Here is an 18,336-nt window from a genome sequence, read left to right as displayed (position 1 = left end):
CAACAGGTTTCCAAAGGCTCAGGAAAAGCGAAACTGGCCCTCTCTGTGCATGATTCTAATCGCCGCGGCTTCTCTGAGTGGTTGCGCTTCACAGCGCTCTCCATATGGCCGTTATTATCAGGGATCGGGGGCATATCGCGCACCCGGCACAGCCGCAGATCCCTGGGGACCCTATATTCTTGCTGCCGCAAAAAGGTTCTCTGTTCCACAGGAATGGATTCGAGCGGTCATACATCAGGAATCCGGGGGACACGAATATCTTAACGGTCAGCCAATCACTTCAAGTGCCGGCGCCATGGGCCTTATGCAACTCATGCCCCAGACCTATGCAGATATGCAGGACCGCTATGGGCTTGGCTCCGATCCTTATGAACCTCATGACAACATCATGGCGGGCACGGGATATATCCATATTCTTTCTGCCAAATACGGGGCTCCTGCATTCCTTGCTGCATATAACGCAGGTCCTCAGCGCCTCGAATCTTACCTGTATGACGGCAGACGCCTCCCTAACGAGACGACTTCCTACGTAGCGAACATCACGCCACATCTTGGAACCCAAGTCGCCATGACTGGCCCTCTTGCGATGTACGCAACGGCTGACCAGCTCAACGCCTCCCCGGCCATAGTCACATCAACACCCCAGACCCAAACAGCAACGGATATGATTGCTTCGAACGTGCCGCAACGGTCCGTTCAGCAGGCATGGGCATCACGCAATATCGGTGCCAGCATGCCCGCCCCTTCGGCCATTCCCTGTGATGCGAATGCAGCTTACGACCCTGATGTGCCCTGCAAAATGCAGGCCCCGCCATCTCCCGAACTTCCACCGCCAACCAGTATGGAAACCGTACAGAGCGCTCCTTTGAACAACGCTGGCACAGTCAGACTGGCATCTTATCGGCCACCGCCACCAGTCATTCCGACACCACATCGCCTGACAGCTTCCTCTCTCTCCGATTCTGCCGCTGCCAGCTATGGGAGCTGGGCGGTTCAGGTCGGAGCGTTTGCTAATCCCGGACAGGCAAGATTTGCCGCCACCATGGCGCGACAAGCCGCATTCACGCCCCTCCAGGGTGCACAGGTGCAGGTACAGCCGACTGTTTCACACGGAATGCGCTTCTGGCGCGCAAGACTGGCGGGAATCAGTCGTTCCGGAGCCGCAAAAGCATGTTCCTCCCTTTCCGGACAGGGAATGGCATGCATGGCAGTGCCACCGGATCATCAGGGTTAAAAAGACCAGTCAAACGAAACAATATTTGCCTACATTGGCATTTCGCTCGGCTTCCCCTATGGTTCCATGCAAGCTGGGCATACCTGATGCGCTTCAAGCGACTAGGGGATTTCCGGGCTCTTCGTTTCTAGACCGATGGTTTTTTCAGGACGTCCAAATGACGACAAACTCCGCGCACGATACAGTTTCATCTTCGGAAGAACTCATCAGCGAGGAAGGCTACCATAAGGACCTAGGGCGTCGGCACGTTCAGATGATCGCTATCGGCGGCGCTATTGGAACGGGCCTTTTCCTTGGCGCAGGGTCGCGCCTCCAGCTCGCAGGCCCATCACTCGCCCTGATCTATGCCATCTGTGGTGTTTTTTCGTTCCTGATCCTACGTGCGCTCGGTGAACTGGTCATGTACCGCCCTACAAGTGGCAGCTTCGTAACGTATGCCCGCGAGTTTCTTGGCGAAAAGGCGGCTTATGCCGCTGGATGGCTCTCGTTCATGAACTGGGCCATGACGGGTATCGTGGATATCACTGCCGTCGCACTTTACATGCATTACTGGGCCATTTTCGTTAATGTCCCGCAATGGGTATTTGCCCTTGGTGCTCTGGCCATCGTCGGCACCATGAATATGATCGGCGTGCGATATTTCGGTGAGATGGAATTTTGGTTCTCTCTCGTAAAAGTCCTTGCGCTCGCTGCGTTCCTGATTGCCGGAACGATCATTCTGGGCTCCCGCATGCCAGTGAACGGCCATACAACAGGCCTGCACCTCATCACTGATAATGGTGGCATTTTCCCTCACGGACCGATGGTTGCATTCATGCTGCTGCAGGGCGTGGTGTTCGCATATTCAGCAATTGAGCTTCTCGGCACAGCAGCAGGTGAATGCAGAGACGCTCGTGAGATTCTGCCGCGTGCCGTCAACAGTGTGATCTGGCGTATCGGCCTGTTCTACGTAGGCTCTGTCGTACTGTTGGTCTGCCTCCTTCCTTGGACAGCCTATCACGCTGGCGTCAGCCCGTTCGTGACCTTCTTTGAAGCGCTGGGTATTCCGGGGGTTGGCTCACTGATGAACATTGTTGTTCTGACAGCTGCCCTCTCCAGCCTGAACTCTGGCCTGTATTCAACCGGTCGTGTGCTGCGTGCCTTGTCGCTGGGCGGATCAGGACCGCAGGCACTATCCAAAATGAGCCGGAGTTCGGTACCTTACGTCGGCATCCTGACCACACTTAGCGTGTATCTGGTGGGCGTGGGCCTGAACTACCTCATCCCTGCGCGCGTGTTCGAGGTCGTGTTGAACTTTGCGGCTATTGGCATCATCAGCACCTGGGTCTTTATCCTGCTTTGCCAGCTACGACTGCGTCGTGCGATTGACCGCGGCGAAATCGCACGCACCACTTTCGGCATGCCCGGTGCGCCTTACACCAGTTGGGCTACGCTGGCTTTTCTGGGCTTCGTCGTGCTCATGATGGCATTTGACTACCCAGACGGCACCACAACAGTCGCCGCTATTCCGTTGATCGCCATCATTCTTGTGGGTGGTTGGCTGATGCTGGGCAAGAAGCACAACAAGGCCTGATAATCATTCAAGCCTGAAGCGGGCTTCCTGAAGGAAGCCCGCATAAACAGGTCAGTTAGACGTGCCGAGTTTGTCCCAAAGATAAGCGTATGTCAGGGCTTCGGTCTGCGCCACTTCGGCCTGACTTGCACCCACCCCATGCCCACCTGCAACCTGCTCCCAGTAATAATACGGTAGCTTCAGTTCGCTCATGCGCCACGCAAAACGGCGAGCATGAACAGGGCCAACGCGATCATCCTTGGTCGTCGTTTCAATGAACGGCTCAGGATATCTGGTGCCTGCCTTCAAATTTTGAACCGGCGAAATACTACGCAGGAATGCCTTCTGCTCCGGGATGGAGACACTTCCATACTCGCCAACCCACGAAGCACCTGCGGACATATGTTCAAAATTCATCATGTCCAGCAGCGGAACTTCGATATCAACAGCGCGCCACATATCAGGGTGTTGAGTGAATTCGACCCCCATCAGAAGACCGCCATTTGAGCCACCCTGGATCGCCAAATGCTGAGGAGAGGTGATCTTCTTTGTGAACAGATCCTTCCCGACAGCGGCAAAATCATCGTAAATCCGCTGGCGATGTGTCTTCAAACCTGCCTCATGCCAGGCTGGGCCAAATTCGCCACCACCGCGAATATTGGCCAGAACATAGACACCACCACGCTCAAGCCAGCTTTTACCGATCGACGCAGAATAATGGGGAAAGAGCGGCACCTCGAAACCACCATATGCATAGAGGAGCGTCGGGTTGGTCCCATTAAATTTCATGTCCTTACGATGGACAGCGAAATACGGAATGACTGTGCCATCCTTCGAACGCACATGATCCTGATCCACCACCATGTTCGTTGCATCAAACTGCGCTGGCAGACTGCTGACCTTCGACACGGCACCAGTCGCCGTATCAATACGCCAGAGTGTTGTTGGCGTCAGGAAGCCTGCGGAAGTCGCATAGGCAACAGGTTCATGAACGTCAGCACTCACCACGTTGACTGACATGTTTGCTGGAAGCTCCAGATCCTGATGCGCGAACCCTTCACCCTGAGGGGTATAAAGGGAAATGCGCCCACGCACGTTGTCATACAGGGTGACTAGCAGACGACCATGACTGACTGTTGCTTCTTCAATGACCTGTTTCGCACCAGGGATGGCGACAACCTGTGGCACAGCCTGCGGTGAAGATGGATCAACCAGTACCACTGATCCTGCAGGGAAATGTTGACCGCTCTTGTTCCAGTCTTCACTCAGGAACACGACAAGCTTGTTATTGAACAGGCCGGAAATATTGGACTTCCGTGGCAGGTCGAGTTCCGTGACCTTACCGTTCTGGTAGGCATATGTCCGGAACGAGAAGAACTCTACACCCTCTCGGATAATCGCAATCTGATGGCCCAGTCCATCATGAAAAACTTCTGGATCGACCTCAAAATCAGCCTTCGTACCAGAGAAGATCGTCTTGGCTTCGCTCAGTTTCTGCCCTCGTTTCAGTTCCTTGATGATGTAAGGATACGATGAGGCCGTAACCTGGTCGGGCGTCCACGGATAGCTGATGAGCAGCGTGTTCTGATCAAGCCATGCCACGATCTGCTTGGCATGAGGAAGCGTGAAGCCGCCTTCAACAAACTTGCCAGTCCTCAAATCGAATTCACGGACGGTCAGTGCATCTTCACCGCCATCGGAAAGATTAATGAGGCAGATATTCTGCTGCTTCTGGAGGCAGTCCATACCCTTCCAGACCCAGTTCCGCTTCTCCTGCGCGGCCAGTGCGTCGAGATCCAGAACTGTTGTCCATTCAGGCTTACCTGCGTCATACGAGCTGGAATTTGTACGCCGAAGAATACCCTTGTGATGAGTTTCGTCTCGCCAGAAATTATAAATCTGACCGTCATTCTGCTCTGGAAACGCAATCCGGTCATGGGTTTGCTGAAGCTTCATCGAAGCGTCGTAAAGACCTTGATAGAGCGGGCCATGACCAAGGCGATCAATTGTGCGCTGGTTTTCTGCCTTCACCCAGTCCATCGCCTGCTTGCCGTTGATATCGCTGAGCCATGCGGGGATAGTATCCGCATCAGCAGCGAATGCGGTCGAGCAAGCGGTTCCTGCGAGCAGAATAGAGGCGCTCAGGGCCACTCCAGCCTTGAATCCTGAGAAACATTTCACTGTAACTGAACTCCGCAAAGTTGTGTTACCGGAACAGTGTCACCCGTCTCACCCTTGCGCAAGCGCCGGATCTGCTCCTGGCAACCACACCTGACAGTTGGTCCCTTTCCCGGGCGCACTGGACAGACGCAAGCGCCCTCCATGACGGTCAAGAATATGCCGGACAATGGCCAACCCAAGCCCCGTTCCTGCATGAGCCGGATCCACAGCACCCGGCACGCGATAGAAGCGCTCCGTCAGGCGTGGAAGGTGATGTGATTCAATTCCCTTGCCATTGTCCGAAACACCAAGGATGACACCGCCATCCTTGGGCCAGCGGTCGTCCATCGCTGCCGCTCTCTTTGCTGAGAGAATAATGGCGATCGGATCCTCAGGGCTACGACGCCCATATCTCAGGGCATTCTCGATGAGATTGAGCAGTACCTGCACAATCTCGTCTTCGTCTGCCCGTATCAAAAGCCCATCTTCTACCGACAGATCAAGCGTACAGTCGCTATTCCCAAAGCGCGGCGCCACTTCTCCCAACACGACTGCCATGAGATCAGAAACCTCGACAATCTCGCGAGGCTTCTGGTGCTCATGCGCCTGAACGCGAGAGAGATAAAGCAGACGGTCAATCAGGCGCTTCATGCGCGCAGCCTGCTGGAACATGATTTCGAGAAACTGCTCCCGCGCCTGCGGATCACCTGAGGCCGGCCCCCGCAGAGCATCGATAAAGCCACTCAGAGAAGCGAGCGGGGTACGCAGCTCGTGGCTGGCATGCGCGACGAAATCTATACGCATCCTATCCAGCGCCTGCGCTTCACTCCTGTCTGAAAGGACAGCGATAACGCGCCCTTCCAGATATCGCCTTACCGGAAGAGCTCTGAGAGCCAGATGCAGCGTACGCGGCACAGGAACATCAAGGTTAAAGGTAGTAGAACAGACCGGAGGCAGTTCGTCTCCTTCCGATAGGGAAGACCGGGCTCTCAGTGCCGCAGACAACGCGGATCTCGCCGCCGGATGCCGCAGGATCGCACTGACCCCCTCACCAAACTGGGCAACAGCTTCCTCATTCGCATGCAGAACGTATCCCAGATCATCCAGAACAATGACGCAGCCCGGAAACGGGTCAACGGGCAAAGGACTGACCTGAAGTGGCAGAGGGTCACTAGGCTGAAAAACATCGCTCTGACGCCGAAGACGTATCAAGCCGATACCAGCCAGTAACCATCCTGCGGCCGCGATGATACCCAGAACGCAGGTAAACCACACCGGTATCTGTCCATCAAAAGCAGGCACCTGTGCGGTCATCATTCCCGGCAATGGTCAGGTATCGCCTTCAGGCACGTCATCCAGTGCATATCCCGCAGCGCGGACCGTACGGACCAGATCAAGCTCCCCCGGCCCGTTGATCGCCTTGCGCAGGCGCCGGATATGCACATCAATCGTACGGATTTCGACGTGAATATTCTGCCCCCAGATCCGCTTCAAAAGGTCTTCCCGAGAGAAAACCTTGCGCGGATTACGGATCAGGAGGTCAAGCAGGCGGAACTCTGTGGGGCCAAGCGTCAAGTTGCGGCCAGCACGTTCCACGCGATGCGTTTCAGGATCCATGGTCAGGTCAGCAAATGACAATACGTCATACGAGGATTGATGCCGCCTCAGAAGCGCACGCAGACGCGCATCCAGCGTATCGATGCTGCACGGCTTGACCAGATAATCATCAGCGCCCGTATCAAGACCACGAATGGCATCACGTTCGTCCGTACGTGCGGTCAGCAGCAGGACCGGAAGATCTCTCATGGAGGGATGTGCCCGGATACGACGACACAGATCCAGCCCGGAGAGACCCGGCAACATCCAGTCAAGAACTGCTGCGTCGGGGCGCGAGGTTTCAAGCGCTAACAAAGCGCTTTCTCCATCTGCCGCAGTCTCCACACGATAACCACGTTGCTCGAGATTATAGCGCATCATCAGCAGAAGAGCAGGATCATCCTCAACAACGAGAATCAGACCCTTCGTCCGGGCAGACGGAGTGGTGTTCACCGTACGTCTGGCTCCTGTGAGGAAGTCGTAGGAGAGATTTCGGTTGTTGCTGTGGCTGCCGCACCGCCTCGTGGTCGAAGCGCAGGCAGATTTTCGCCGGTCACAGCATAGAATACCCGCTCAGCAATATTCGTCGCATGATCGCCGATCCGCTCCAGATTCTTGGCGATGAACAGCAGTTCCGTGCATGTCCGGATGTTGCGTGCATCCTCAATCATGTACGTCACCAGCTCTCTGAAAAGCGCGGTGTAATATTCGTCCACAGCACGGTCAGAATGCCAGACTTCCATGGCACGATGGGAGTCCTGCTGCGTAATCGCGTCTATCGACCGGCGCAGGTTATCCTGCACAAGACGTCCCATGCTCCGCAGACCAGAGAGGGAAATCTGCCCCTCCATCATGCGGATCTTGAGAGAGCGGCGCGCAATTGACGCTGCATAATCGCCGATCCGCTCCAGATCCCCAGTAATTTTCAGGGCCGCCACGATTTCACGAAGATCACCTGCCATGGGGCTGCGAAGGGCAAGCAGACGAATGGCGAGTGCCTCAACCTCCCGCTCGAGCTCATCCACTTCCGGATCCTGACGCGCTGCCGCGTCAGCAGCTTCCTCATTGCGATCGGCAATGGCGGAAAGAGCAAGGGCAACCTGGTTTTCCACGATGCCGCCCATGCGCGCCATCATGGATCTGAGTTGACCCAGCTCCTGCTCATAGCTTTTGACGATATGGGATCTGTCGAGGGGCATGGCGCTTATCCGAATCTACCAGTGATGTAGTCCTGGGTCTGCTTCTGGCGTGGGTTTGTGAAAATGCGGTCAGCACTATCCACTTCCACCAGTCCGCCCAGATAGAAAAAAGCCACCTGATCGGCACAACGCGCAGCCTGCTGCATGTTGTGCGTGACGATGGCAATCGTGAAGTCTTCCTTGAGTTCGTCAAGGAGCTCCTCGATGCGCGCCGTGGAAATCGGATCAAGGGCAGAAGTCGGTTCGTCGAGCAACAAAACTTCAGGACGCGTGGCAATGCTACGAGCGATGCACAGACGCTGCTGCTGTCCACCGGAAAGACCTGCAGCCGGCGCCTTCAGACGGTCACGCACTTCATTCCATAGTGCAACGCGGGTCAGAACGTCCTGAACACGGCCGTCCATCTCGGATTTGCTCACCTTCTCATGCAGCCGCACACCGAACGCGATGTTATCGTAGATCGACATCGGGAATGGTGTGGGCTTCTGGAAAACCATTCCAACACGTGCCCGCAGAATATTGAGGTCCAGAGAATCCTCGAGAATATTCACACCATCAAACATCACTTCGCCCGTCGCGCGCTGACCCGGATACAGATCGTACATCCGGTTAAAAATGCGCAGCAGGGTCGACTTTCCGCATCCACTTGGCCCGATCATCGCGGTGACACGACGCGCCGGAAAGTTGATGGAAATGTCGTGAAGGGCATGATGCTGCCCATAGTAGAAGTTGAGGTTGCGGACGGCGAGGGCCACCTGCGGGTCGGTCTCGTTCATCATGAGAGGGTCCTGTAGGGTCATCCGCGTCGTGCTGAAAAGCGGACAGCAATGTTGATGGCCAGCACACCGAGCGTCACCAGCAGGGCACCAGCCCATGCAAGTTGCACCCAGTCATCATACGATGCACCAGCATACTGATAGATAGCGACCGGAAGACTGGCCATCGGGCGGTTCAGACTGAAAGACCAGTTCTGATTACCAAGTGAAGTGAAAAGCAGAGGTGCCGTTTCGCCACTCACGCGTGCGAGCGCGAGCAGAATGCCCGTCAAAACACCCGTCTTGGCTGAGCGCAGGCACAGGAAAATCGTGACACGCCAGCGTGCCGCACCAAGTGCCGCACCTGCCTCACGCATTGCGACAGGAACGAGGCGCAGCATGTCTTCAGTCGTACGGACAATGATCGGCACCGCCAGAATCGCAAGAGCCACAGAGCCTGCAATGGCTGAAAAATGCCCCAGAGGCGCCACGAGGATCTGATAGACAAACAGACCGACGAGAATAGACGGCACCGACATCAATACGTCTGAAACAAACCGTACACACGATGCAAAGCGATTATTTTCACCGTATTCGGAAAGATAAATGCCACACCCCAACCCCAGGGGCGTCGCAATTAGAAGAGCAATTGCAGTCTGGATAAGACTACCAACAATAGCATTTGCCAAACCGCCACGAGAACCCGGAGGGCCCATCGGATTAAACAGTGCAGCAAAAGACAGTCCGGCAAGCCCACGAGATAGCAACGTCCAAAGGATGGATGCCAGCACGAGTACCAGAATACCCGCAGCAATCATCCCAAGCGCCGTCGCCAAACGGTCTGACCGGCGACGCCCAGCGGCCCGCGGATTTGGGCGCCATCCAGACTCAGATTTTTGCACAGCGTTCATTTACGGTCTCCACGCAGAAGACGGGCCAGTGCAAGACTTGCAAATGACAAGAGCATCAGGATGAAGCCCAGTGCAAGCAACGAAGAGAGACGCAGGGAGCCAGCCGGGCTCTCGGGAAACTGAAGTGCAATCAGGGACGCTACAGTACTCCGCGGCGCAAAGAGCGACCACCCGACAGCCGTCACATTCCCGATGACAAAGGTGACAGCCATGGTTTCACCCAAGGCACGCCCCATGCCCAGCACCGCGGCGCCAATCATTCCTGAACGCGACCACGGCACCACAACCTTCCACATCACGTCCCAACGCGTAGCACCAAGGCCATAAGCACTTTCACGCAGCATGGCGGGCATTGCTGCAAAAACGTCCCGCATGACGGCTGTCATGAACGGTGCGATCATCACAGCAAGCACAATACCAGCGGTCATGAGGCCAGTTCCGAAGGGGGCTCCGTGAATCAGAAAGCGTATTCCAGGCACATGATGAAAATTATGACTCAGGAAAGGCTGAACGTGTCGCGCCATGAAAGGCACGATGGTAAAGAACCCCCACATACCAAAGATGATTGAGGGCACTGCTGCCAGCAGCTGTATGGCGGTCCCAACCACGGCTGCAACTCTGGGCGGAGCTATGGCCGTCAACCAGAACGCAGTACCGAAAGCGAGAGGAAGCGCTATCGTCACACCGATCAAGGTACTGATGATGGTGCCGAAAAGGGGAGCAAGGGCACCGTATAGGTCCGCTACCGGATTCCAGACATCCGTAAACGAGAATGCCAGTCCAAACGTCGAAAACGCCTTGTGACCGCCAACGCCCATCAGGACGACTAAGCCACCCAGTGCAACGAGAACCAGCAACGCGCAGGCACCCACAAACAACCGGAATGCCGTATCAGCACCGATACGACGCTGAGCAGGCTCTGCTGAGCTGTCCATTTCAGTCCGCGCGGTTTGGGCTGTGGTCATGCGTGAGGGGCTCTGAGATCTGAAAAACACTGAAAAGTCGACGCCAGCCATAAGCCAGCCATCCTGTGCATTAGCCGCCTGATCCAAGGAGAACAACCGGCAAGATGATACAAACGCCATGAAAGATTTGTGTCATAAACTCACAAGGATGATCCATGACCCATTCTTGATGCTTGCTCACCCGGTTTACGGTAAAGACATTTTTAGCGGATTATGGTTATCAGTATTTTATTGAATCTCGTAGATACAGCGTCTCTTCATTAGAAAATCGAAACATCTGGGAGCATGAACACACGTGCCGACCAAACACGAAACAGAAGTCCCTCCAAGTCCCAAGGCTCCAGCCAGTTCATTCCTTGGACATTTCGATCAATTCATTAATGGAACGGCCATGGGGTGGGCAATAGACCTTCGCCCAGGAGCCCCCCCCGCAAAGCTGCATATCCTGATCGACCAACAGGAAGTTATGCAGGTCGACTGCATTCTACCGCGCACGGATGTCCAGTCTGCGCTCCAGCTCCCTGCCAACACGGTAGGTTTTTCTTTCGAGGTTCCAAACGAATTCCAGGATGGACGTCCACATGAACTTTCGATCCGAATGCCGGATCGATCTGTTCTGCCCTTAGCAAACCCAGCAGATCCTACCGACAAACAGCCATCCGTCATCTTTACAAAACAGTTGAAACGCGAGTTCCGTAGTTTTGTGGACGGCGTGAAACAGGGAGCCCTCCGCGGCTGGGTTCTGGGCTCTGATGGTCCAGGAACAGAATTCCACGGTGGCTGCACCATCTGCGTCACCGTAGACGGCGTTCGCATCTGCCAGACACGTGCGGACCGCTATCGTGGAGACGTAGCAGCGGCGCTTGGCTGTGATCCGAATTGTGGCTTTGAAGTCCCGATTCCACAGCACCTTCGTGGCAACACACCACGAACTTTCCGCATTATGGTTCTGCCCGATGGCGACGAACTCGCTGGCAGCCCGTTCGTCACGTCTCTGGCGGACGACGCGCTCGCTGCCCGACTGATTGATCTGGCAGACGTGATTGATGGATTGCAACGTAAACTGACGTCGCTTCGCACAGAAGTACGTAACCTCATTCCAATCCGCGGCTATAACCTCGGAGATTATGACCGATGGGCCAGGAAGTACTACCCACTCCTTCGAGAGCGCGTCGCCAAACAGCGCCTTCTTTATGAAAATAGCCAGCCAGAGCCGCTGGTATCCATTCTCTGCCCCACCTACCGTCCACTCCAAAGCGACTTTGAAGCAGCTGTAAATTCTGTCCTGTCCCAGACCTATCAGAACTGGGAACTTATCATCATTGATGACGCCGGAAAATGCGCTCAAACCACAGCTATCATTAACAAATTCTGCCAACAGGACAGCAGAATCCGTTCGCTTCCTCTGAAAAAAAATGCGGGGATCTCAGGCGCCACAAACGCAGGAATGGATGCCGCCAAAGGCGAATATGTTGCGTTTTTTGATCATGACGATCTACTGGTAGATGTCGGTATTGAAGTCATGGTTCGTGCAGCACAGAAAACTGGCGCGAAGCTACTTTATTCTGATGAAGACAAGATTGATCAGGCTGGTTACTTCCTTGAGCCGAACCTAAAACCGGACTTTAATTACCGCTATCTTCTTGGATGCAATTATATCTGCCATCTTACGATGGTCGAAACTGAGACAATGCGGAAGATCGGCCATCTGGTGTCCGACTATGACGGTGCCCAGGATCACGACTTCATTCTCCGGGCGGCGGAAACGCTCGATTACAAGCACATCCACCACGTACCGGAAGTGCTGTATCACTGGCGCAAGACACCCAACTCCACAGCCGTCAATGTCGGGAACAAGACATACGCAATCGAGGCCGGTGTGCGTTGCGTTGCGGATCATCTCAAACGTAGAGGCATTCGCGCGAAAGTGTCATCCATCCGTGGACTGACGCTCTATGGCGTACGCTGGCTTACGCGCAAAACACCCAAGGTTACAATCATCATCCCATTCAAGGATCAGGTTGAAACCACACGTCAATGCGTCGAAGCACTTCTCGCAAAGACAAATTATAAAGCTTTCAACATTCTTCTGGTCAATAACTGGTCCGTAGAACGTGAAACAGAGCTTTTCATCAAAGAGATGAATGCTCACCCCAAGGTCTCTGTCCTGACAGTAGAAGAACCCTTCAATTATTCTCGTCTGAATAACCTGGCCGTCGCGGAAACGACTGCAGATTACTATCTATTTATGAATAACGATGTGTTTGTGAGCCATGAGGACTGGCTGTCAATCGCTGTAGGTGAAGCTCTTTCATCGCCAGATATCGGTGCGGTCGGCGCCAAGCTTCTTTATCCCAATGACACCATTCAGCATTCCGGAGTCATTGTTGGCCCCAATGGGATTGGTGCTCACGTCCATCGTGGAGATCCCGTGTCCGAATATGGCTATATCGGCCGGACAATGCTGACCCATGACGTTACTGCCGTCACAGCGGCAGCAATGCTCGTGCGCGCTGACGTATTCAAAGAGGTCGGGGGCTTTGATGAGAAAGGGCTGGCCGTTGCCTATAACGATGTGGATCTGTGCCTGAAAATTCGCAATGCTGGCTACAGGATTATTTTCTGTGCTGAAGTCGTTGCCTATCACCACGAGAGCCTTTCTCGCGGCAGTGATGACCGTCCTGAGCACGAAGCTCGCTTCTTTCAGGAAACCCAGACCATGCTGGGCCGTTGGAGCAGCAACCCGCTCTTCGAACGGGACCCTGCTTATCCCCGCTTCTTTACGGTCGATCAGCAGCCATTCTTTGATCTGGTTGATCCAGAAACCTTGTGAGATGCCCTAGGGCATCCACATTCCTTCCAGGATATGACCAGCACGTTGCCAAGGAGCATTTCAATGTCATCAAAATCTCCACGTCACGTCACACAGAACAACACGGCCGACAATACGAAAGCCGTATCCATCGAAACACTGAACGCACGTCTGGCAGATCTGATTGATCTGGCACTGATCACAAAACAGGCACACTGGAATCTCAAAGGACCGCAATTCATCGGCGTTCACGAAATGCTTGACGGGTTTCGTACAAGCATTGACGATTTTGTGGACACCACAGCTGAACGCGCTACGCAGCTCGGAGGCACAGCCTACGGCACTGTTCAGGATGTCTCCAAGAAGTCCGGGTGCACTCCCTACCCTACAGACATTTACCGGGTAGCAGACCATATCGCAGCGCTCATCGACCGCTATGCGACGGTTGCCAACAACGTGCGCGAATCCATCAAAATTACCGATGAAGCAGGCGATGACGATACGTCAGACCTGTTTACTGAAGTGTCGCGTGGGCTAGACAAGCATCTGTGGTTCCTTGAGGCACACGTACAGGAGCCAACAGGGAAAATGCGTGACGGTGATCACGATGGTAAACGCGACTAAAATGTTGATAAATGAGAAATATCCTCATTTCAACATTCCAGCTTAGCTACTTGCGATTCACCTTTCACCTCACTACCAATGCATGAGTACAGGAGAGCGTCATCTGGATGCTCTCCGCCTATCAGCCGAGGATGTGGGGCATTCGCATGACTCCTGAAGAACACGCCAACCCGATCAGCACCAACGAGTGGAACCCCTCAGAATGGGATGCTGTTCGCGAAGATGGTTCTTCCGAGCCGTCTCAGGAAGCAGTTCCTGAGAGCACACACAGCCAACCCTCAGAAGAAATATCCGCAGACAAATTTTCAATGGATTTGTCCTGTGACCCACAAGCTGCAGAGTATTTGAAGCAGCATGGTGCCGATACTGTTGAGAACGCATTCGTTCTTGCGAACATCCTGCACACCAACAAGAAAGTTGCTGAAGCAGCAGTCGCATATAAAAGAGCGATCGACGTCCATTCCAAGAGCCCACATCAGCATCCGGGCGTGCAAGTTCTACTACAGGTCCGTCTGCTATGCATTCTGAAAAGTGGACAACCTCTTCCACAAGACGAGCTGCAATACCTTCGAAGCCTTAATATTCCTTTTGCAAACTATATTGAAGGCATCGCTCTCTCTTGGAGAGAAGGACAACACCGCACAGGACTGGAAAAAATTGCATCTGCCTATGATGAATTTCATACGGGAGAAGAGGCGGATTGGCTCTGCCTAGGAGTCGCACGACGCGTAACACCTTCTCTTTTCGAAGCAACGAGAAGTGAGGGGGAGGCTTCCGAACGTATTCCACGCAATATTTTCATGTATTGGGATCAAAACCCACCTGAAGAAATTAAACGTAATTTCGAATACCATAGTAAAATTGAAGGGTTTAATTTCAAACCTTTCAATAAGGAAGAAGCGAGCAACTGGCTGTATGAATATTACGGGACAGAAGCACGGAATATTTTCCACTCTCTACGCCATCCGGCAGAATGCGCAGACTTTTTGAGAGTTCATATCACACAGCTGCTCGGTGGCTGGTGGCTGGATGCAGATCTACGCATAAAGAGTGCAGATGCTCTGAATTTCATGGCGCAGCAGGATGCGCAGAACGTCTTTTTCCTGACTGATAACGGTGTCGTTCATAACGATTTTTATGGTACAGTCGCGAATAGCGCAGCGATGACAGACTGCCTATTGTCACTGTACCGGAACTGTTATCTTTTTCATCATCTTTATATTGCTTACAAAACTGGTCCAGGGCCATTTACTCGTGCACTGAACCGAGTAGCGCATCGCGCTTTCTCAGGCATTAAAGTGACAGAAACAACGCGGATCTATGAACAGTCAGACTTCCTGAACGTCGTTGAAGAATTTGATACGCCTTACAAAACATACTTACCCCACTGGCAGGCAGTCTGATCTGAGCTTCTAGTGCTACTCTTTCAAAATAGTGAAGCTTGAAAGAGTAGCATCAATTTTATCAGAGACTGAGCGCGAGATGCTCACGAGCGAAGTAGAACGGATCTTCCATCAATACTGCTCGAACGTTACGACCATCTGGAAGAACTTCGTTCTCATCAATGTTTTCATTAGCGATCAGATCTTGTACGGAAGTTCCTGTCTCTTGACTAGGAAGCTCTGTACCTGAGTCACGCTGGGTAAAACACTCCAGAGCATATCGTACAAGCTGGCGATAATCTTCAGCACCAAGAACGGAGGGAGCAGTCCCTTGTACGCGCTGAACAATCCATCCCTGCGTCAGATCAGCAAGACTTCCCCATTCCTGATGTGCTTCCCCTAATGCTTTTTGCGCCAGCGTCTCAATGCTCGCTGCAGCTAACTGTTCCACCTCATCACATGTTAAGCGCTGAGGCGCCAGAGATGAGGTTTTTTTCACTACCCATCCCTGAAGCAGATGTCCCAGGCCAGGCAATAATTCTGCAGGCATGTCTCTCTCCCAAAAGGTTCACGGCGAGGGAACCTGAACAACGTATTCTCTTAACATGCACCAAAAGGGACAGAAAACGATATTACTTATGCTACCGGATAAAGACGAACGGTCTTTGCTACTGCTGCGCAATCGAGCTATGTTAAACTACCGTTTTTTCAGAAACCGTCCCAGATTCAGAAGTTGTTTAGATGTCCGATCCTGCAGATTCTCCACTGATCTCTTCTGAAAAATTTGACGCTCAGTCTCTGGCATTCGACGGGCAAGCTTTCAGCTATTACGAAAAGCATGGCGCCGAAACTGTTGAACACGCCTTCGCAATCGCCAATATCCTGCATATACACGCACGAGTTCTTGAAGCTTCTTCTTTCTACAGGCGCGCCTTTGACCTGCACAGCAAGAGTCAGACGGAATTCCCTCTTCCACAGTCCCTGCTACAGGTCAGGCTCCTGTGCCTCTTAAAAGCCGGATTGGAAGCCAATACTCAAGAAATATATGAACTTGAAAAATATTCAGTTCCAATGGCCAACTATATACGTGGCGTTAGCGCTGCATGGCGATCGGGTGATACAGAAGGAAGCCTGAAACTTATTGGAAATGCTTTTGAGGAATTCCACTCCGGAGAAGAAATTGATAGACTTTACCTTGAAATAGCACTTCGGTGGCTACGATCATTTGGAAGCATTGATTTTCCATCGAATGAAAAAGAAATTCCTCACCATCTTTACATGTATTGGGACAATAATCCGCCCGAAGAAATTAGAAATAATATTGAATTTCATAAAAAAATTATTGGCGATAATTTTACAATTTTTGATCAACAATCTGCGGCAGCGTGGCTTTACGATTATTATGGGAAAGATGCTTCTGAGCTTTTCCTAAAAGTCCGCCATCCGGCAGAAGGTGCAGATATCCTCCGTCTGCATGTTATCATGGCCAACGGAGGATGGTGGCTAGACGCCGATCTAAAAATCCGCTCTCCGGAAGCATGGGCCAATCTGGCCGGGAGCAAAGCAGGCTGTCAGCTTTTCACTACTGACAATTTCGTTCTTCATAATGATTTCTTTGGTGCAGCCCCTTCAGATCCCGTGATCACCAATGCCATGATGACGGCATGGGCGAACATGTTCATACATCCTCATCTGTACATTGCATTCAAAACAGGTCCTGGTGTCCTGAATCGCGCTGTCAGCCGTGCTCTGTTCCAGAGTATCCGGCAGAATGTTACTCTACCGGCGCTACGTATCGATAATCAGAGTACATTTGATATGTACGCCGAGGAGTACGAAGTTGCGTATAAATCCGGGGGAAACAGCTGGCACAATCAGTAAGCGGGTATAAATTTACGAATGGTGCGTGTTAACGATTTCCAAAACAAGCTTCTCATATCGAGCAAGATAATCTTTGAGACAAAGCTCTGATTCAGCAAAACGGCGCGCATCCTGTCCGAGCCGTTTTGCAAGACTGCGGTCTTCCAAAACTTCAAGGACCGTTTCGGCAATCTTGTTCGGGTCCAGGAACGGGACAAGCCTTCCCGTTACATTATCTGTCACGAATTCACGAACCGGCGCAGTATCGCTCCCTATAATTGCACAGCCTGTCGCCATGGCTTCACGCAATGACCAGGAAGCGACGAATGGGTAAGTCAGATAAAGGTGCGCATCGGACCGCCGAAGCAGCGCCCTGAAATCATCATAACCAACCTTACCAACAAAATGGACACGACTGAGATCCAGACGACTTCCCAGTTCCCGTAGCAATTTTTCACGCCAGGTCCCCCCTTCATTGGGTCTCGCGCCATAACTCACCCCGTCTCCGCCCACGAGAATGATCTGGACATCCGGGCGCTCATAAAGAATACGCGGCAAAGCACGCATGACACTGTGGAAACCACGATAAGGCTCGAGATCACGGGCAACATATGTGATCAGCTTGTCGCGAGGGGAAATCTTGACGCCATTAATCGTTAGATTACGCCTGCGTGCGGAAGCATCAGGGCAGCACAGATCAAGATTAACGCCTTCCCGGAGAAGAGAAATCTTGTCCTGTGCCCAGACAGGGTAGGTATCTCGCTGAAAATGCGTTGGTGTTTGCCCATATCCGTTAGGGAGAGACAGGCCCTGAAGATTAATCGCGTTTTTAACACGCACCGCGGCTGAAAGCGTGGGAGAGGCGGGAAATTCCGGGTCAAATCCCACATCATTGCGGTCTGCATGATAGAAAAATTCAAAATACCCAAGCACGGGCGTTCCTGGGAACACATCAACCAGATTAAGGAGTTCGCCCCATCCATGGTGACCTATGATGATATCTGGCTTGTAGCCCAATCCTTTGAGCGTCTCCGCCGCTTTTGCCACAGCCTCTGCCCTTAGGAGGGCATACTCAAACTCGCGAAGATGCGGATGAGTGGCTGAGGAGGGAAGACGTGGCACCCTGTAGATGGCCCGTCGCACCCCATCTATGGAGCCTTCATTGGCTTCAGAGATGAAAACGATTTCGTTTCCTCCCTGTTCGTGCAGATAACGGACAAAGTGAAGAAACTGTCCGGGAAAATTCTGATGAACAAAGAGGTAACGCAACACACGCCTCGACTGTC

15 protein-coding genes are annotated in these 18,336 nt (G+C 53.0%); 6 read left to right on the top strand and 9 right to left on the bottom strand.

What is annotated here, in order from left to right; genetic code table 11:
• Window positions 1-49 precede the first annotated feature (49 nt).
• Both GWA01_RS12050 and GWA01_RS12045 read left to right on the top strand, forming a co-directional pair.
• On the top strand, window positions 50-1,234 hold the full coding sequence (locus GWA01_RS12050; protein WP_146798378.1) for a lytic transglycosylase domain-containing protein: 1,185 nt from the start codon (window positions 50-52) through the stop codon (window positions 1,232-1,234).
• Window positions 1,235-1,391: 157 nt separating this feature from the next.
• Complete coding sequence (locus tag GWA01_RS12045; RefSeq protein ID WP_146798376.1) at window positions 1,392-2,807, top strand: amino acid permease; 1,416 nt, start codon at window positions 1,392-1,394, stop codon at window positions 2,805-2,807.
• 51 nt (window positions 2,808-2,858) lie between these two features.
• On the opposite strand, the gene GWA01_RS12040 is transcribed toward GWA01_RS12045, so the two are convergent.
• From GWA01_RS12040 to pstC, 7 genes are read right to left on the bottom strand one after another with little or no spacing between them, the layout of a single operon-like run.
• Window positions 2,859-4,967, bottom strand: coding sequence for a prolyl oligopeptidase family serine peptidase (locus GWA01_RS12040; protein ID WP_244945722.1), 2,109 nt, complete (start codon window positions 4,965-4,967; stop codon window positions 2,859-2,861).
• A 48-nt stretch (window positions 4,968-5,015) separates the two neighbouring features.
• The gene (locus GWA01_RS12035) at window positions 5,016-6,263 is read right to left on the bottom strand and encodes a sensor histidine kinase (protein ID WP_146798372.1); all 1,248 of its coding nucleotides are present in this window, start codon (window positions 6,261-6,263) and stop codon (window positions 5,016-5,018) included.
• Window positions 6,264-6,275: 12 nt separating this feature from the next.
• Complete coding sequence (locus GWA01_RS12030; protein WP_146798369.1) at window positions 6,276-6,995, bottom strand: response regulator; 720 nt, start codon at window positions 6,993-6,995, stop codon at window positions 6,276-6,278.
• Window positions 6,992-7,741, bottom strand: a complete 750-nt coding sequence (gene phoU, locus GWA01_RS12025; protein WP_146798366.1) for a phosphate signaling complex protein PhoU — start codon at window positions 7,739-7,741, stop codon at window positions 6,992-6,994. The genes GWA01_RS12030 and phoU overlap by 4 nt, the downstream gene beginning before the upstream one ends.
• Window positions 7,742-7,746: 5 nt before the next feature.
• Window positions 7,747-8,517 carry a phosphate ABC transporter ATP-binding protein PstB gene (gene pstB, locus GWA01_RS12020; RefSeq protein WP_371858450.1) on the bottom strand — a complete coding sequence of 257 codons (771 nt, stop codon included), beginning with the start codon at window positions 8,515-8,517 and terminating at the stop codon, window positions 7,747-7,749.
• Between the two features lie 20 nt (window positions 8,518-8,537).
• Window positions 8,538-9,407 carry a phosphate ABC transporter permease PstA gene (gene pstA, locus GWA01_RS12015; RefSeq protein WP_146798360.1) on the bottom strand — a complete coding sequence of 290 codons (870 nt, stop codon included), beginning with the start codon at window positions 9,405-9,407 and terminating at the stop codon, window positions 8,538-8,540.
• Window positions 9,404-10,342, bottom strand: a complete 939-nt coding sequence (gene pstC / locus GWA01_RS12010; protein ID WP_371858449.1) for a phosphate ABC transporter permease subunit PstC — start codon at window positions 10,340-10,342, stop codon at window positions 9,404-9,406. The genes pstA and pstC overlap by 4 nt, the downstream gene beginning before the upstream one ends.
• Window positions 10,343-10,667: 325 nt before the next feature.
• Between pstC and GWA01_RS12005 the strand changes: the two genes are divergently transcribed.
• The 3 genes from GWA01_RS12005 to GWA01_RS11995 all read left to right on the top strand — a co-directional run bounded on the left by GWA01_RS12005 (window position 10,668) and on the right by GWA01_RS11995 (window position 15,211).
• Complete coding sequence (locus GWA01_RS12005; RefSeq protein WP_146798353.1) at window positions 10,668-13,205, top strand: glycosyltransferase family 2 protein; 2,538 nt, start codon at window positions 10,668-10,670, stop codon at window positions 13,203-13,205.
• A gap of 63 nt (window positions 13,206-13,268) precedes the next feature.
• The gene (dps, locus tag GWA01_RS12000; protein WP_146798349.1) at window positions 13,269-13,808 is read left to right on the top strand and encodes a DNA starvation/stationary phase protection protein Dps; all 540 of its coding nucleotides are present in this window, start codon (window positions 13,269-13,271) and stop codon (window positions 13,806-13,808) included.
• Between the two features lie 107 nt (window positions 13,809-13,915).
• Window positions 13,916-15,211 (top strand): glycosyltransferase family 32 protein, encoded by a 1,296-nt coding sequence (locus tag GWA01_RS11995; RefSeq protein WP_146798345.1) that lies wholly within the window; start codon window positions 13,916-13,918, stop codon window positions 15,209-15,211.
• Between the two features lie 61 nt (window positions 15,212-15,272).
• Here the strand turns inward: GWA01_RS11995 and GWA01_RS11990 are convergent, their stop codons facing one another.
• Window positions 15,273-15,740, bottom strand: coding sequence for a hypothetical protein (locus GWA01_RS11990; protein ID WP_146798343.1), 468 nt, complete (start codon window positions 15,738-15,740; stop codon window positions 15,273-15,275).
• A 191-nt stretch (window positions 15,741-15,931) separates the two neighbouring features.
• Between GWA01_RS11990 and GWA01_RS11985 the strand changes: the two genes are divergently transcribed.
• Window positions 15,932-17,071: a glycosyltransferase family 32 protein gene (locus GWA01_RS11985; RefSeq protein WP_146798339.1), complete on the top strand. Its 1,140-nt coding sequence runs from the start codon at window positions 15,932-15,934 to the stop codon at window positions 17,069-17,071.
• 12 nt (window positions 17,072-17,083) lie between these two features.
• On the opposite strand, the gene GWA01_RS11980 is transcribed toward GWA01_RS11985, so the two are convergent.
• Entirely contained in the window at window positions 17,084-18,319 is a 1,236-nt protein-coding gene (locus tag GWA01_RS11980; protein ID WP_146798337.1) for a glycosyltransferase family 4 protein, read from the bottom strand.
• Window positions 18,320-18,336 lie beyond the last annotated feature (17 nt).

Source organism: Gluconobacter wancherniae NBRC 103581 (assembly GCF_007988885.1).
Lineage (GTDB): Bacteria > Pseudomonadota > Alphaproteobacteria > Acetobacterales > Acetobacteraceae > Gluconobacter > Gluconobacter wancherniae.
Note: the sequence above shows the minus strand (reverse complement) of the source record. Positions and strands in the feature narration are given on the sequence as shown.

Coding starts and splice junctions, on each gene's coding strand:
- GWA01_RS12050 (WP_146798378.1), top strand. CDS start 50: ATGATTCTAATCGCCGCGGCTTCTCTGAGTGGTTGCGCTTCACAGCGC.
- GWA01_RS12045 (WP_146798376.1), top strand. CDS start 1,392: ATGACGACAAACTCCGCGCACGATACAGTTTCATCTTCGGAAGAACTC.
- GWA01_RS12035 (WP_146798372.1), bottom strand. CDS start 6,263: ATGATGACCGCACAGGTGCCTGCTTTTGATGGACAGATACCGGTGTGG.
- phoU (WP_146798366.1), bottom strand. CDS start 7,741: ATGCCCCTCGACAGATCCCATATCGTCAAAAGCTATGAGCAGGAGCTG.
- pstB (WP_371858450.1), bottom strand. CDS start 8,517: ATGAACGAGACCGACCCGCAGGTGGCCCTCGCCGTCCGCAACCTCAAC.
- pstA (WP_146798360.1), bottom strand. CDS start 9,407: ATGAACGCTGTGCAAAAATCTGAGTCTGGATGGCGCCCAAATCCGCGG.
- pstC (WP_371858449.1), bottom strand. CDS start 10,342: ATGGACAGCTCAGCAGAGCCTGCTCAGCGTCGTATCGGTGCTGATACG.
- dps (WP_146798349.1), top strand. CDS start 13,269: ATGTCATCAAAATCTCCACGTCACGTCACACAGAACAACACGGCCGAC.
- GWA01_RS11995 (WP_146798345.1), top strand. CDS start 13,916: ATGCTCTCCGCCTATCAGCCGAGGATGTGGGGCATTCGCATGACTCCT.
- GWA01_RS11990 (WP_146798343.1), bottom strand. CDS start 15,740: ATGCCTGCAGAATTATTGCCTGGCCTGGGACATCTGCTTCAGGGATGG.
- GWA01_RS11985 (WP_146798339.1), top strand. CDS start 15,932: ATGTCCGATCCTGCAGATTCTCCACTGATCTCTTCTGAAAAATTTGAC.